This is a genomic window from Furfurilactobacillus milii (genome assembly GCF_009863985.1).
GTDB lineage: Bacteria > Bacillota > Bacilli > Lactobacillales > Lactobacillaceae > Furfurilactobacillus > Furfurilactobacillus milii_A.
Genome location: NZ_WEZT01000004.1, coordinates 1 through 16,676, shown reverse-complemented (window position 1 = coordinate 16,676; position 16,676 = coordinate 1). Strand labels below are relative to the sequence as shown.

Annotated in this window: 12 protein-coding genes, 3 tRNA genes and 1 rRNA gene; all 16 read right to left on the bottom strand. The window is 44.3% G+C overall.

All coding sequences use genetic code 11. From position 1 onward, the window contains the following. Positions 1-47: 47 nt before the first annotated feature. Entirely contained in the window at positions 48-2,675 is a 2,628-nt protein-coding gene (locus tag GB992_RS02000) for a cation-translocating P-type ATPase (RefSeq protein ID WP_162855594.1), read from the bottom strand. Between the two features lie 311 nt (positions 2,676-2,986). Continuing rightward, entirely contained in the window at positions 2,987-3,814 is an 828-nt protein-coding gene (gene nadE, locus GB992_RS01995; protein ID WP_161001001.1) for an NAD(+) synthase, read from the bottom strand. Positions 3,815-3,861: 47 nt separating this feature from the next. Continuing rightward, positions 3,862-5,340, bottom strand: a complete 1,479-nt coding sequence (locus tag GB992_RS01990; RefSeq protein WP_161001000.1) for a nicotinate phosphoribosyltransferase — start codon at positions 5,338-5,340, stop codon at positions 3,862-3,864. Between the two features lie 216 nt (positions 5,341-5,556). Beyond that, on the bottom strand, positions 5,557-6,258 hold the full coding sequence (locus tag GB992_RS01985) for a GntR family transcriptional regulator (protein ID WP_017262591.1): 702 nt from the start codon (positions 6,256-6,258) through the stop codon (positions 5,557-5,559). A 56-nt stretch (positions 6,259-6,314) separates the two neighbouring features. After that, entirely contained in the window at positions 6,315-7,448 is a 1,134-nt protein-coding gene (gene nagA / locus GB992_RS01980; protein WP_017262590.1) for an N-acetylglucosamine-6-phosphate deacetylase, read from the bottom strand. Between the two features lie 126 nt (positions 7,449-7,574). Beyond that, positions 7,575-8,369: a pyrroline-5-carboxylate reductase gene (proC, locus tag GB992_RS01975; protein ID WP_161000999.1), complete on the bottom strand. Its 795-nt coding sequence runs from the start codon at positions 8,367-8,369 to the stop codon at positions 7,575-7,577. Positions 8,370-8,704: 335 nt separating this feature from the next. Further along, entirely contained in the window at positions 8,705-9,214 is a 510-nt protein-coding gene (locus tag GB992_RS01970) for a methylated-DNA--[protein]-cysteine S-methyltransferase (protein WP_161000998.1), read from the bottom strand. A 15-nt stretch (positions 9,215-9,229) separates the two neighbouring features. Further along, positions 9,230-11,221 (bottom strand): alpha/beta hydrolase family protein, encoded by a 1,992-nt coding sequence (locus tag GB992_RS01965; RefSeq protein ID WP_161000997.1) that lies wholly within the window; start codon positions 11,219-11,221, stop codon positions 9,230-9,232. A gap of 109 nt (positions 11,222-11,330) precedes the next feature. Continuing rightward, on the bottom strand, positions 11,331-12,668 hold the full coding sequence (locus tag GB992_RS01960; RefSeq protein WP_161000996.1) for a replication-associated recombination protein A: 1,338 nt from the start codon (positions 12,666-12,668) through the stop codon (positions 11,331-11,333). 115 nt (positions 12,669-12,783) lie between these two features. Beyond that, positions 12,784-12,855, bottom strand: a tRNA-Gln gene (locus GB992_RS01955). A 5-nt stretch (positions 12,856-12,860) separates the two neighbouring features. Beyond that, a tRNA-Tyr gene (locus tag GB992_RS01950) sits at positions 12,861-12,941 on the bottom strand. Between the two features lie 60 nt (positions 12,942-13,001). Beyond that, positions 13,002-13,832, bottom strand: coding sequence for a metallophosphoesterase (locus tag GB992_RS01945; protein ID WP_161000995.1), 831 nt, complete (start codon positions 13,830-13,832; stop codon positions 13,002-13,004). Positions 13,833-13,920: 88 nt separating this feature from the next. After that, positions 13,921-15,402, bottom strand: coding sequence for a peptide MFS transporter (locus GB992_RS01940; protein ID WP_161000994.1), 1,482 nt, complete (start codon positions 15,400-15,402; stop codon positions 13,921-13,923). A gap of 517 nt (positions 15,403-15,919) precedes the next feature. Next, positions 15,920-16,129, bottom strand: a complete 210-nt coding sequence (locus GB992_RS11675) for a transposase (RefSeq protein ID WP_186337558.1) — start codon at positions 16,127-16,129, stop codon at positions 15,920-15,922. A 225-nt stretch (positions 16,130-16,354) separates the two neighbouring features. Continuing rightward, positions 16,355-16,427: transfer RNA gene (locus GB992_RS01930), tRNA-Thr, on the bottom strand. Between the two features lie 152 nt (positions 16,428-16,579). Next, positions 16,580-16,676: ribosomal RNA gene (gene rrf / locus GB992_RS01925) — 5S ribosomal RNA — on the bottom strand; the annotation flags it as partial.

Genomic DNA, 16,676 nt, shown 5'->3' with positions numbered 1-16,676 from the left:
AGCGAACTGCGCTTGCATGCCGCCACCTTTACGTTATTGCTCGGGAATTACCGAGCTTCGGCACCACTCTTTCTTAGACGTTGCACTAATTTTACCACTTCCACGATTAAAATCATCGTCACACCTGCACCAATCACGATTAACCACTGGAACCAATCCAATGTTGTGACGTGGAAGAGTGTATTAAACCCAGGCACTAGAATTGTCGCAGCCAATAGCACAAATGCCACCAGAATGGCCCAGTTAAACGCACGGTTCTTAAAGAGTTGCTTTGTAAAAATTGTTCCATGAATTGATTTTGAATTAAATGCATGGAACAACTGAATCAATCCAAGCGTTGCAAACGCCATGGTCAAAGCATCCGCATGGATTTGTTCTGCACCTGCATGGACGGGGAATGTCAGAGCTAGCCAGTAAACCAAAAGTGTCAGCCCACCTTCTAACAGTCCCTGATAGATAATGTTGCCAAACACCCCGCCTGACAAGAAGTTTGATGTTCGACCACGTGGCTTCTGCTTCATGCTATTCTTTTCAGCTGGTTCCAGACCTAACGCAATCGCCGGGAATGTGTCAGTCACCAAATTGATCCATAAAATATGCACGGGTGCCAAGATCTGCCACCCCATCATGGTCATTACAAAAAGGGTTAACACTTCACCTAAGTTTGCAGATAGCAAGTATTGAATGGCCTTTTGGATGTTAGCAAATACTTTACGGCCTTCACGAACCGCCACCACAATCGTCGAGAAGTTGTCATCAGCAAGAACCATATCGGATGCGCCCTTAGACACTTCTGTCCCAGTAATCCCCATACCGACACCGATATCAGCAGTTTTCAGCGCTGGGGCATCGTTCACACCGTCACCGGTCATAGCGACAACTTTGCCACGCTTCTGCCAGGCATTCACGATTCGAACTTTATGCTCCGGCGCCACCCGCGCGTAAACGGAATATTGCGATACCCTTTTTTCAAAATCGGCATCACTCAATTCGTCTAGTTGAGCACCAGTGATGACGCCGGCGTCATCCTCAGCCTTAATAATGCCGAGTCGAACGGCAATGGCCTTAGCTGTATCCGCGTGGTCACCAGTAATCATCAGTGGTCGAATCCCCGCACTTTTAGCTTCGGCAACCGCGCCAGCCACTTCCGGCCGCTCCGGATCGATCATTCCAACAAATCCAGCGAAGATGAGATCTTGCTCGACCTTGTCAGAAGTCATGGTTGCCGGCACTGTTTCAACTGGACGGTAAGCAAACGCCAATACTCGCAACGCCTGTACGGCCAGCTGATGATTGATCGTCAACAACTGTTCCCGAAGCTCATCAGTCAATGGCACAACCTGACCATTGCGCTGAATCTGTGTGACCCGTTTTAGCAATTCATCCGGCGCCCCTTTAACGGTAATCCACAATGCGCCAGTGTCATCCATTTTATTGACGGTCGTCATCAATTTACGTTCTGAATCAAACGGAATTTCGGCCTGTCGTGGGTGTGCAGCTAGAAATTTGTCGGCAGTTACATCATGATCCATGTTGTACTGAATCAAAGCTGTTTCCGTTGGATCTCCAACTAAGCCATCGGCCGTCAGTTTGGTATCATTATTCAACATCAACAGGGTTGCTAAGATTCCCTCATCACTATCAGCCGTTGCACCAACCCCATCTTTAGCCTCACGAACTTCGCCATCAACCACTAGTTTTTCAACCGTCATCTTGTTTTGAGTCAATGTCCCGGTCTTATCTGAAGCGATAATATCCGTACTCCCCAATGTTTCAACGGCAGGCAAACGACGAACCAGAGCATTCAGTTTGGCCATGCGCGTCGTTCCCAGAGCTAGTGTGATGGTCACAATAGCAGGCAGGCCTTCTGGAATGGCCGCTACCGCCAATGAAATAGCCGTTAACAGCATGTTAATCAATGTCTCATTACCACGAATCATGCCGACTGCAAAGACGATTACCGCAACCACCAGTATCAGTGCCGTTAACACTTTACCTAAATGGGCCAGATTTTCCTGCAATGGTGTTTTGCGTTCCTTAGTGTTGTCAAGCATACCAGCGATGCGGCCAACCTGCGTTTGCATCCCCGTAGCTGTAACGACCCCAACACCACGGCCATAGGTCACGTTACTATTCATAAAGGCTAAGTCGCTCATGTCCCCTAACCCAACGTTTGTTGCCGTCACTGGAGCGAGTTGTTTAGTTACTGGAACTGACTCACCAGTAAGCGCAGACTCCTCAATTTTAAGCGAGGCACTTTCCAATAAGCGCATATCCGCTGGCACGATATCACCAGCTTCCAGAAGCACAATATCACCAGGCACTAATTCGTCACTCTTTACCGTCACTGTTTCGCCATTACGACGGACGTGTGCATTTGGCGCCGACATTTCTTGAAGTGCATTAATCGCCTGCTCCGCCTTCGCCTCTTGGAAAACGCCAAACACGGCGTTAAGCACTACTACCAGTAAGATGATGATGGCATCCAGCGCTTCACCGGTCATTGCAGCAATGATGGCGGCCACAATCAGCACTACAATCATTAAATCTTTAAACTGAGCAATAAACTTTTCCAGTAAGGTTGTTTGCCGCTTGGCCGCTAACGCGTTCGGACCGTGCTCATCGCGTCTCGTCGACACCATTTGGTCAGTCAACCCATCTCTACTTGATTTCATTTGCTGAAGGGATTCATCAACGGTCCATTGCGCTGCTTGCGGTAATTTACTTTGTTTCACTTAACATCTCTCCTTTAAATTATCGGCTGTGTACATCGCTCATGGGACGAAAAAAGACCCATGGACGCACACTAAATGTGCAGACCATGAGTCTCACTATTTAAGACAAAACCAGAACGAATCTTGTTGGTGGCGTTGTCACGGTGGCACAACACAATATCTGTGCGCGATGACACCATTAGTTACTCCCTCATTTATCTTAAGCAAGAGTATATCGAAATGATTAGTTAAACACAAGTAATAAGTTTGATCTAACGCCAAAAGTTATCAAAAATCGTAATCGGCATATGACGTTTGTGCATCGTCTTGTTGTACCAATTCTCAATCTTTTCAGCGTCGACATCCTTAATCGTTTTGCCTTCCAGATAATTATCAATGTCATCATATGTGACGCCAAGGGCCACTTCATCAGGTAATGCTGGACGGTTGTCCTCCAGATCAGCAGTCGGAACCTTCAAGTATAAATGTTCCGGTGCGTTTAAGACCTTCAGCATCGCTTTCCCTTGCCGTTTGTCCAGTCGGTACAAAGGATCAATGTCCGTGCCACCATCGCCATACTTTGTGTAAAATCCAGTAACCGCTTCGGCTGCATGATCCGTGCCCACGACAGCGCCATGAACTTCGCCAGCAATCGTATACTGGGCCACCATGCGCTCACGTGCTTTGATATTTCCTTTGTTAAAGTCAGACACCGTAAGCCCGTTAGCTTCAACAGCTGCAACACCAGCGTCAACTGCCGCCTGAACATTCACCCGCATTACCTTATCGGCTTCCATAAACGTGATGGCATCCATCGCGTCACTTTCATCCGCCTGTTCACCATATGGCAAACGAACTGCAATGAATTGATACTGATCGTCGCCTGTTTCCTGACGCATCTCTGCAATCGCCATCTGTGATAATTTGCCAGCCAGTGTGGAATCTTGACCACCAGAAATTCCCAGAACCAGTGCCTTTAAGAACGTATTCTTTTTCAAATAGTCCTTTAAAAACTCAACACTTTTCCGAATTTCCTGTTCCGCATCAAAGTCAGCGCTAACACCGAGTGCCTTAATAATTTCTGCCTGTTTTTCTCTCATGTCCGAAGGCCTCCATAACTTAATTACTACTGAATTAGATGGATAGCCTAGGACTGTCCGTCAAACTTTAATTCACTGACATAACTGTGAACTTGCTTAATAATATTTTGTTTGTGATCCCACAGTTTTTGCGATAAATCAACAGGATAAATTTGTGGATTCAGATCCCGTTTGTATTCATCCCACAAAGAAGCTAGCTGGTCTGCAGCAAACTGTTTAATCGTTTGTAACTCAGGCAACTCATAAACTTGCTTGCCGTTTTCAAAAATCGTCACCAGTACGGGACGCGCGTCAAAGTCCGTCACATCCTTATTGATGTACGTATAGCTTGGGTGGAACATATGCAACCGTGACGCTTCGTCTGGCCGCTCGTCAGATAACGCAACATAATCACCTTCAGATTTACCATCTGCCTTCTTGGTGATCCGCCAAACCTGCTTTTTACCCGGCATCGATACTTTTTCAGCGTTACTCGACAACTTGATTGTATCAACCATTGTGCCCCGTTCATTTTCAACGGACACCAGTTTGTACACAGCACCGAGTGCAGGCTGGTCAAACGCAGTAATCAGTTTTGTACCCACGCCCCAAACGTCAATCTTAGCGCCCTGCATCTTAAGGTTGGTAATCGTCTTTTCGTCCAAGTCATTCGACGCATAAATTTTAGCATTCGGAAATCCGGCTTCATCAAGTTGTTCACGCACACGTTTTGAAATATATGCCATGTCCCCAGAATCAATACGAACGCCTAAAAAGTTAATCTTATCGCCCATCTCTTTGGCCACGCGAATAGCGTTTGGCACGCCTGAACGTAGTGTGTCATATGTGTCCACAAGAAAGACACAGTCTTTGTGGGAACGAGCGTAAGCCATGAAAGCGTCATAATCGTTACGGTACGTTTGTACCAAGCTGTGGGCATGGGTGCCACTTATTGGAATTCCAAAAATTTTACCAGCGCGCATGTTACTAGTAGCGTCAAATCCACCGATATAAGCAGCACGCGTACCCCAAATGGCGGCGTCCATTTCTTGCGCCCGTCGCGTACCAAACTCCAAGATACCATCGTTGCCAGCCACTGAACGAATGCGGGCAGCTTTTGTAGCAATCAAAGTCTGATAGTTAACGATGTTCAACAAAGCCGTTTCAACGAGTTGACAATCTGCCAACGTCCCTTCTACTTGGACCAGTGGTTCGTTATTAAAAACCAGGTCGCCTTCTTTTGCAGCACGAATCGTTCCTGTGAACTTAAAATTCCGCAGATAGTTTAAAAACTTCTCCGAATATTGTTTTGTGGACGCTAAATACTCTAAGTCAGAATCAGTGAACTGCAGTTGATTAATGTAATCGACAACCCGCTCTAGGCCTGCAAATACAGCATAACCATTGTGAAATGGTAGGTCACGAAAATATAATTCGAACACGGCGTGCCGATCAGCAACTCCATCCTCAAAGTAGGTTTGGACCATATTAACTTCGTATGCATCTGTATGAAGCGTCAGGCTGTCATCTGGATAACGCGTAACCATCGCAATCATTCCCTTTCTGTTTAGACGAATTTTTCTTAACTCTCATATTTTACCATATCTTGTGAATTTCTTTGTTAAATGCCTTCATTGCATCAAAAAACGTGTGCCCACATGACTATTCCCCACAATTTCAACAGACAAAAGAACTACTTTGCTTATCATAATTATGGAAAACAATCGCACAGACACACGTTTAATCATTGTTTTATTACTCAACTAACGTTCCAGGTAGAACTCGAATCGGTTACCGACATACTGGGTCCGCACGTATTCAAACGGCGTACCATCATCAAGGAATGACACCTGACGCAAACGCAGTAATGGATCACTACGTTTAACATTCAAATATTCAGCTACCCGTTCACTGGCTGTCATCGCCGACACCGTTTGCTGAGCGTGACCAACTTTAAGGCCGGCCTCGTCTTCCAGCACGCGGTACAGTGAATTAGTAACATCTTCCTTGCTAAAGCGTCGAATCAATCGTTCAGGCACAGTGGCCACTTCAAAACAGATAGGTTCATCATTGCCGAAACGAATTCGTTCCATTCGCAAAATCTGTTCATTAGGTGCCAGTTGTAATTTTTCACTTTCTGAAAGCGATGGTGTTGTGATGTGATAGGAGACTGTCCGTGAAGATGGCACCTTACCAGCCTGTTCCATTAACTCGGTGAAACTGGTCACACCAGAAACACGCTCTTGCACCTTGCGATTAGCCACATATGTGCCTGCGCCAACACGTCGTTCTAACAGGCCTTCTTCAACTAACGTCTGAACAGCTTGTCGTAAGGTCATTCGACTCACGCCAAACTGAATGGCAAGTTCACGTTCTGAGGGAATCTTATCCCCAACTTGCCACTGACCATCTTCCACGGCTTTCCGTAAACGATTATGAATTTGAATGTAAATTGGTGAGGCCATTTTTTCATCCCTTAGTTTTAGTAAGCCTGGTTGGAACTCAGTTAATTGAAACCTAATTAGTCATCAAAGCGACGACCATAACTGTATGTCCGTTCCAAGTTTTGATTACGATCCATAATGTTAAAATCAGCGTCTTTACCAGCCTGTAAACCACCCTTGCTGGTTAAACCAAATTCGGTAGCTTGGTTAACAGAGGACATTTGAACAGCTTCTTCAATACCGCACCCTGTAAAGTATTGAATGTTGCGGAATGCGTCGTCATAACGCAGCACCGATCCAGCCAAATTACCGGATTCCAGTCGTGCCTGTTTGTCCTTAACAATAACCTTTTGACCACCAAGTTCACTGATCCCTTCAGGCATCCCTTTGGCGCGCATTGAATCAGTGACTAGATCAATGCGTTCAGCACCTTTTTGTTCATAAGCCAACTTGATCATGTCTGGCACAATGTGGAATCCATCACAGATCAATTCACAGTACATGTTGTCTTCCAACATCGCATGGCCAGTAACACCAGGTTCACGGTGCTTAAATTCACGTTGTGCGTTGTACAAATGCGTAACGTGTGTTGCCTTGGAAGCGAGCATTTGCTCACGGGTAGCATTACTGTGACCAACTGATGGCACAATGTTATGACTCAGACAGTATTTTTCGAATTCACGCGAACCAGGATCTTCCGGTGCGTATGTAATCAAACGAACACGGTTCCCTGATAGCTTGTTCCAATTATCGAGCAAGTCAATGTTAGGATCTGAAATATACTTTTCAGGTTGAGCACCCTTATAAGTTGCGGAAATAAATGGTCCTTCAAGATGGATTCCTTGAATAACTGGGTTTTCCTCAGCAGCCTTGGCAATACCTTCCATTGCGTGATTTAAATGTTCGGTAGACTGCGTCATCGTAGTTGGAAACAGTGTCGTGATTCCTTCGTGAACCATATCATTGACCATCTCGTTGATTTGGTCAGGATCGCCGTCCATCGAATCAAAACTGTAGCCACCATGACTGTGAACATCGATAAATCCGGGTACAATCACTTTACCCGTCACAAATTCTACATCGTCGTCTGGTTCAGCGACATAATCGCTCATTGGGCCGACTGCTTCGATAGTTTTGCCAAACCGCAAATAACCATCATCAATCTTTTCTTCACCCGTGTAGATGATCGCATGTTTCAAAACCGTACTCATTGAATCTTCCTCCTCATAAATGTGCCGCTACGCCTTAAACACTGGGGTAGTTAACACGCTCCATTGAAAAAGCTCATTTGGTTACGCTTTCTAGTATAGCTGGTATAGACCACTTTTTCAACGCGTTTATTCTTGATCACGCTTAATTGTGGCATCAATCCCTTTTACTACGGCAGTCATGAACCCAGCTTCTTCCATTGCTAGCAACCCAGCAACAGTTGAACCACCTGGAGAAGAAACTTGATCAATTAAATCAAACGGAATTGTGTCAGATTGAAGCACCATTTTAGCTGAACCTTCAGTTACGGCTGCAGCAATCCGCGTCGCCTCTTTTTTATTAAGACCATGCTTAACGCCGGCACGGGAGAGTGCGTCAATAAAGAAATAGATATAGGCTGGCGAACTACCGGCTAAGGCAGAGAAGGTACTGAAATCTGCTTCTGGTAACACAGTGGTGCTACCAATTGCATCAAACAACCCCTTAGCATCTGCTAACTTGGCGCCCGTTAAATTTTCATTAACAGCTAAAGCTGTCATCCCGGCATCAATGGCCACATTAACATTTGGCAACGTCCGCAGAATTGGCATATCGTATCCCGCCAGTTCTTCCATTGTTTGTAAAGATAGACCTGCAACAATCGAAATTAATACTTTAGGTCCCTGGTTTAACTCGTCACGTGTCTCTTTTAAAACCTCAGGTTCAATATTCGGCGTTACCGCTAACACAACAAAATCACTATCTTGAACGACCGCCGCATTACTATCTGCCATCCGCACACCTGTTGATGATGCAAATGCCTGATAGTGCGCCTTATGAGCGCTGTGCACAATGATATCTGAAGGTGCCACTGCATCTGCGGCAATCAATCCTTTGATAATCGCTTGAGCCATACCGCCAACACCAATAAATCCGAGTTGCATGAACCGTCTCTCCCCGCATCTGTTTTTAACATACCGCATCTTTATAACCACTGTCACAAAAAATGCAGATAATGTCATATCTGATTAGAATGTAACTGATATAGACCAATAATGCAACTACGAGTCACTAAAAAATAATTTTCCATCTAAACGAGTGGTCAAAAAGAACGTAGTCAAAATTGGCCTTCCAATCTAACGACTGCGTTCTTTGTAACTAACAACGGAGATCCTATTACACAACGATTTGAATAGATTCAAATGTCACTGTGTAGTAATAGTTTTCGTTTCTTAAATAATTTTGTTCAAAAAATAAGATTAACGCTGCACGCCTTAAACTATGCAGTACGTTCAAGTGCTAATATCTGCCGTTTCATCGTTAGACCACCGCGATAACCACCCAATCCGCCGTCCTTACGTAAAACCCGATGGCATGGTGTTACAATCAGTACCGGATTTTTTGCAATTGCCGTCGCAACTGCGCGAATCGCTGACGGCTGACCGATATTAGCAGCAATGGTCGTATAATCACAGGTCATCCCATAAGGAATTAGTACCAATGCATCCCAAACGGCTTGTTGAAGACGTGTACCGGTGCCAAAATGGTCAATCGGCAAATCAAAATCATGGCGCTTACCCTCAAAGTAATCGCTAATTTGCTGCCGATACTTCAACGTTTTTTGGCCATCAGTGATTGCCTGATCAACTGCATCCACATTGTTTAAATAGCTCTTTGCCTCGCTTAACGGAGCATTGGGTGAACCAACAAAAACTAAGCCTTTGTCGGAAACTAATAACTGTAACTGACCAACACTGGTATCAACGACATCATGATATAGCTGGGCCATAGTTATCCTCCTAGTTTATTGATGAGTAGCAAACCAATCGTGAATTCGTTGCATGCGTTCAATTCGAAAACGTGGCTTACCTATTCGCGACAGATCGTGGTTTTCGCCAGGAAAACGAACCATCTTCGTTTCAACACCATTTAGTTTTAACGATGTGTACCACTCTTCGCCTTGACCAATTGGACAACGAAAATCCTGTTCGCTGTGAAGAATTAACGTAGGTGTCGACACATTGGCCACGTACTTCAGTGGCGATGCATTCCACAGTGGCGTTAAATCAGTAGCTTTCACCGTTCGCTCACCGGTGAGTTCCCACGGCAGGAAATAATATCCGATATCACTCGTCCCATACATACTAATCCAATCAGCAATGGAACGCGCTGTTACCGCAGCTTTAAAACGATTCGTGTGACCCTCAATCCAGTTGGTCATAAAACCACCGTATGAACCACCAGTAACATACAATCGATTTTGATCAATTTTAGGATCAAGTTCTAATACGTGATCTAAGCCATTCATTAAGTCAGCATAATCGCCCTCGCCATAATGACCAATGACGCCAAGCTGGAATTCCTGTCCATAGCTGGTCGAACCACGTGGATTAATGGCAATCACACCATAGCCTTCACTGGCATGAAATTGTAATTCATGAAAGAAGGTTTCCCCATAATTAGCACCGGGGCCACCGTGAATATAGAGAATCACTGGATAATTTGTTTTTGCCTGCGCATCAATTGGCGGCAAATACCAGCCTGGTACTTGCACATCGTCATCGCTGGTAAATGTAAACCGAAGTGGCTCTACTAATTGGTGCGTCGTTTCATAATGATGATTAGGATCAGTCAAGTCTCGTTCCTTGCCATCCTTCAATGCAATCGCTGAAAGTTTAGCAACCGTCGTCCAAGCAGACTGAGTGAAGAAAACTTCACCATGGTCTGCAGAAATTGTAAAATCAGTGACATGCCGCGACCCTGATACGAGTTCTTGATGATCACTGAGTGAATCACCCAACGTGGCCATCATGAGCCGTAACGTCCCATGTAATAACTGAGTATAAACATATTGTTGATCACTAACAAACGCTGCTACACGACCACTAAGGTTTTGTTGGAAATCAGCATTCATAATCATGTCGCCGACCACAACATCTTTATCCGGTGTTAGATCAGTTAGCTGTTGATCTTTGAAATGATAATCGTATAAATGTGAAGCAGAGATATTAGGAATCTCATTCGTTGTGCCCCAAAGCAATAAATCAGTGTCACTCTCATTGAATCCAACTGGACTAAGCGAAGCCGCCAGCAAACTGCCAGTCAAAACGATTTTTACACCAGTTTCAGTATCTAACGCATATGTCAGTTCGCTAAAATCATTGTCATCTTCTGGCTTTCCAGCTGTTGAATAGGTCAACAACCTACCATCGTGAGATAGTGGACCCATGGAAAACTTTTCCGGATTTTCAAAGATCTCTGTAGCTGTTTTATGACCAATGATTTGCTTCTTGATGACATAGCGTTCGTCCTCAGCAAAATAGCCGAGATCATTATCTTTATAAATTGTTTTAGTATAACTGATTGTTTGTGGTCGTTTAGGATCTGTTTTAACTGGCCGCTTGCCATCTTTCTTAGGTGCGCTTTGATAATATACGACTTGATGTTTGGCATCCCATTTATAAGCACTGACACCAAACTCATCAAACGTTATTTGAACTGGCGAGCCACCAGTTAATGATTGTGCAAAAACCTGTCGCTGATGATTCGCATCTTCGCTGGTAAACGTCAGTACGCGCTGATCATCACTGATTGCTAGCGCGTTATCCTTGCCAGACAATGTTCCCCACGTTGTCGTTGCGTGCGTATGTAAATCAAACCGTTGGATAGATGTTGCATAATCGTCTTCCTGTTCACGCATCTGCGTTTGCAAGAAAAAGACTGCATCTGGTGTCGCAACGGGTTGTGCAAGTGAAACTAACTTATACAAATCTGTGACCGCTACTGGTTGAACCATATAATCGCCTCATTTTCTTATTGGTTACACTTGCAGTTATTATAGTGCTTTTAAGTCATTAACCAAACATATTAGATTACTTAAACTGCGAACAATTAGTACTATCTGGCTAATCATTTTGATGATCATCGTGTTCGGCATGCCACTCCCGAATCTGGGCCAAACGCTCAGCAAACTTCTTTTCAGAACCTTGGGTGGTGGGCTGATAATAAACGTGGCCAACCAAGTTGTCTGGCATCGTCTGTAATGTTGTCAGCTTATCCTTCGTATCGTGAGCATACTGATAGCCCTCACCATAATGTAAGTCAGCCATTAACTTGGTTGGCTCATTGCGGATCTGTAGAGGAACTGGTTCAGCCATAGAATGCAAAGCATCGTGTTTAGCAGCTGAATAAGCCGTATAAATCGCATTAGACTTCGGTGCCATCGACAAATAAACCACCGCCTGAGCCAAATTAACGGTACACTCTGGCATCCCGATTAAATGAGACGCTTGATAAGCGGCCACCGCAATTTCCAAGGCCCGTGAATCAGCTAGTCCAATGTCTTCACTAGCAAATCGAATGAGGCGACGGGCCACGTACAGTGGATCTTCACCACCCTCCAACATGCGTGACAACCAGTAAAGTGCGGCATCCGCATCCGAGTTCCGCATTGATTTATGCAATGCGGAAATAATGTTGTAGTGTTCTTCACCCTTTTTGTCATACATTAGGGATTTTCGCGATACTAATTGAGCGACATCGTCTTGATCGACCGTTGTTACTTCACCCACTTGCTGCCCATTCAACACAGCCATTTCTAGCGTGTTTAGGGCTACCCGGGCATCCCCGTTGGCAAAGTCCGCAATCGCCGCAATCGTTTGATCACTAATATGAATGTTTTGTTTGCCAAAGCCACGATCGTCGTGAAGCGCCTGATTTAGCAATTGAATTAAATCGTCGTGCGTTAGAGGCTGGAGCACAAAAACCTTGGTCCTGGACAACAGCGCCGAATTGATTTCAAATGATGGATTTTCTGTTGTCGCACCAATCAGGGTGATGCTTCCCTTTTCAACAAATGGCAAGAAAGCATCTTGTTGTGCCTTGTTAAACCGATGAATTTCATCTACAAACACAATTGTGCGTTCGCCAATTTGTCGGTTTCCTTCCGCTTCTTCCATAACCTGACGGATTTCTTTGATGCCACTTGTGACCGCACTGAAGTTTATAAAGCGAGCCTGCGTTTTATTCGCAATAATCCTTGCCAAAGTTGTTTTTCCAACACCCGGTGGTCCCCAAAAAATCAGCGAAGAAACGGCGTCGTCATCAATAAGTTGACGCAACACTTTGCCATGTCCAAGTAACTGTTGTTGCCCAACAAACTCTGCCAGCGTTTGAGGACGCATCCTGCTTGCTAATGGTTGATTTGCGTCATTTTGATCAAAAAGTGATGTTTGTTCTGTCATAATTTATCCTTTTTTCAAACGTATGTTCGCATATAAGAATACCATAGTTATCCCTACAACGTAAAGAAGCAGGCATCACCTTTAACGGTAATACCTGCTTCCTTAATTTTTATAATTGGGATAGCTGGATTCGAACCAGCGCATGACGGAGTCAAAGTCCGTTGCCTTACCACTTGGCTATATCCCAATAAATGGCGGAAGTTGGATTCGAACCAACGAACCTTTCGGGGCGGTTTTACAGACCGCTGCGTTTAGCCACTTCGCTATTCCGCCGTTCCTGACAACTTTTTTATTCTAACGAAAATTTCCATTGAATTCAAGCGTAATCAGGAATTATTGTAAGTTCAAAATTCTTAGTCGCGTTTGCCATTCACTCATAAAATCAGCATGACGCCATTCTTGCAAACGGTGCGTGTTGTAGCCGACAGACTGATTAAAGTAGGTCACATGGTCAAAGGTTCGCGGCTCAGGTTTAATGTGCAGATGACCAAACTGCGCATAAACAACGTGTCCTTTGGTCAAGACATCGCCAAGACGACGACTACCATACATTGCGTTTGCCATGTTCCAAAAACGATTGTCATCCGTAATCCGCGTATATTCAGCTCGTGGCACGAAATGCGTGACGTACAAAACACGTTTGTTAGCTACTGTAGCATCCAAAAGTTGGTTGGTAGTCTGCTGTAAGACCACATCTTCTCTTTCCGGATCCGTCATTGGTTGCTTGATGACACCATCAAACCAATAAGCGCGTTTCCATTGAGCAAAGTCGGCGACAGAGCGTTCGTTAAACAACTGGCTGGCAAAGGTATAGTCATACCACCCGTTATTGCCGACAATCCGCCAATCAGTCCCCGGAATATCCACAAACTGATTGTGCAGATAATGTGCGTTAATCCTGGTTTCAAGCTCTGCATACGTTACCCCGGCAGCCATATCGTGATTGCCAGCCAAAAAGTAAACTTCCGTTTGACTGCCAAGTTCATGCTGTAACGCATCAACATAGTGCACGGTCTTCGTAAAGTCATTAAAGGTATCGCCTGCAATAATGTAATAGTTTACCTTTAAGTCGGCTAATACTTGAGCCTGATGTTTCAACAGTTCATTACTATCCAGTTGATTAACGTCGAAGTGATTATCACTGGTCAGGGCCACACGTACCATCGTTTATCTTCACCTTCTAAAAAAAATGTGCTCAACAGCTGTTGAGCACATTTTAGCACAAACTTATTTATGATTACGTTTTAGACTCTTAGTCCTGGGCAATCTCGACGTCCTTCATAAGGCCAAAGATTGGCTTACGGAAGGCAAACAGTACAACCCCCAAAACAACACTGACAGCCCCAACAATCAAGAAGTAGGAAACTTCTGTATCACTCGTGTAGAAACGAACGATTTGTGCGTTGACAGCTTGACCAGCAGCATCAGCCAAGAACCACATACTCATCATCTGTGAACGGAAGGCATTTGGTGCTAACCGAGTTGTAACAGACAGTCCGATTGGTGAAATCAACAGTTCAGCGATTTCAACAATCGCCCAGCTTCCGATCAACCACAGGATTGAAACACGGCCAGAAGTACCTTCAAGCCAGCCAGGTAGAGCCATGAACAGGTATGAAATACCAGCAATTACCAGTCCATATGCAAACTTAGTCGTCGTGCTAGGCTGACGTTTGCCCAACTTTGTCCATAAAATGGCAAAGAATGGTGTATATAGCATAATAAATGCAGGGTTAAGTGACTGGAAGTACGCAGCTGGCATTGTCCAACCACCAATCTGCAAGTTAGTCCGTTGTTGTGCAAACAGTGCCAAGACAACAGAGCCTTGTTCTTCAATAGCCCAGAATAACATTGCAGCAATGAACAGCGGAATGTACGCAACCACGTGGCGACGTTCGTTCTTCGTCACCTTGCGACTCGACAACATGATAATGAAGTAAACCACCGGCGTTGCAACGGCAATAATACTAATCAACAAAATGACATTCTTAAGGTTCAATGCGTCCATTAACTTCATTAAAACAAGCACTAGAATCAATGCAACGACGCCGAGTCCCCAACGAACAGCCAATGGCTTGATGTCATCACGTTCGATTGGATCTGATGGATACAAACCATCTTTACTTAGGTACTTACGACCATCGATCCAGTACTGCATCAGTCCAAAGAACATCCCAATAGCAGCCAAGGAGAAACCCAGATGGAAGTTAACCTTTTCACCTAAGGTCCCAACAATATATGGTGAGAATAAACTCCCCATGTTGATCCCGAAGACGAAAATGTTAAATCCAGCATCACGACGACGATCTTCAGTCGTGTATAAAGCACCGACCATTTCTGATACGTTTGGCTTTAACAAACCAGTACCAACAACAATCAACGCAATGGATGCGAATAAAGCCGTTGCGCCAGCTGGGATGGCCAACGCAATGTGTCCAAACATAATCAGGACACCACCCATGAACACTGTGCGACGTGGTCCAAAGACACGGTCACTCAGAAATCCACCAAGTACACTGGATAAGTAAACAAGTGATCCATAGATAGCCATGATGGAACTTGCGGTAGCTTGGCTAAAGCCTAAACCGCCCTTATCAATGGCAAAGTACATGTAGAACAACAGAATGGCACGCATTCCGTAATAACTGAAACGTTCCCACATTTCTGTGAAAAACAGCGTTGCCAACCCACGAGGTTGTCCAAAAAACGCCGTATCGTATTTCTTGTTTTCCAAAAGAATCCTCCTAATTTATCCCCCAATAGCAGCCCGAAGGCCATGACTTTTCGGGGATTCTTAATACTCTAAATATTCAGTTGTAGTTCCCCGTTTAAAAAAACTTGAATTGTCAAATTAAGTGCAACACTACATTAAAGAATATTTCATAAGGCGTTTTCCATCCGAGACATTTACGGGGACGATTATTCATTTGTTCTGCTCCTTTCATGATTGTTTTCGCAAACATCATTTTACAGAAATTTGGCCATGGGCCATTCTTTATTTAATTAGTGTTGCACTTAAAGTGTAAATTCAAGAACGATAAAACAATTATAGCGGTTATAAATGGCGATAGTCAAACCTTCTTTTAATTTATTCGCCATTTTTAGGCGAATAATTCTAATCTTTTAACCATCTTCAAGTGTTTTTCTCATGTTTAAGTGGCAGAATGCGAAGAAGCCTTGTTGTCGGCGTGTTGCACATTTTTTTATTCTCTGTCAACTGTTGTTGGTAACGACCATAATGCACTCAATCATTATTTGATGATTGGGTGTTTTGTTTTTGTCCTTAACATAACAAGGACGCGCAAACGGAAATTCTTAAATCTCGTGTAGCCATAGTCAGATCTTTTAAGGACTTGGATTCGATTATTCGTTCCTTCCAAAGGACCATTGGAGTAATCTTTGTGCCTCAAGGTGTTTTCAATGTAGTCAGGATGCTCACGAATATAAGTTAAGCACGATATCCTTTTTTCGTGTCAACATACATAGATTACAGAAAGAAAAATCTGTTGTCGATCATGTCTTGTGACATGACCAACAACAGATATGATAGAACCCATTTTTTGCTTTATGACGCTGACAAACCATTATCTAAGATGCCGACATCACATAAACACGTATTTTCAGATTTAGTCATCAAAAAAACCGTCACAAAATGTGACGGTTTTTTTGATATTCATTCGAATTTATGCCGGATAGGTGACTTGAACACCTGACCCTCGGTTTACGATACCGATGCTCTACCAACTGAGCTAATCCGGCAAATAGCACATCCTTTAGTATAACGGACTTTTTCACTGGCTTCAAGGCCTAATCAACGCCTAGTTACCATTTCTTGCTGAAAGGCGCCATGCCTTAATGAAGCGCCTTTCAAGACACAAAAAAACGCCAATCATCAGATTGACGTTTCAGTCGCATGGCGACGACCTACCCTCGCAGGGAGCGATCCCCCAACTACTCTTGGCGCGACGAAGCTTAACTTCCGTGTTCGGCATGGGAACGGGTGTATCC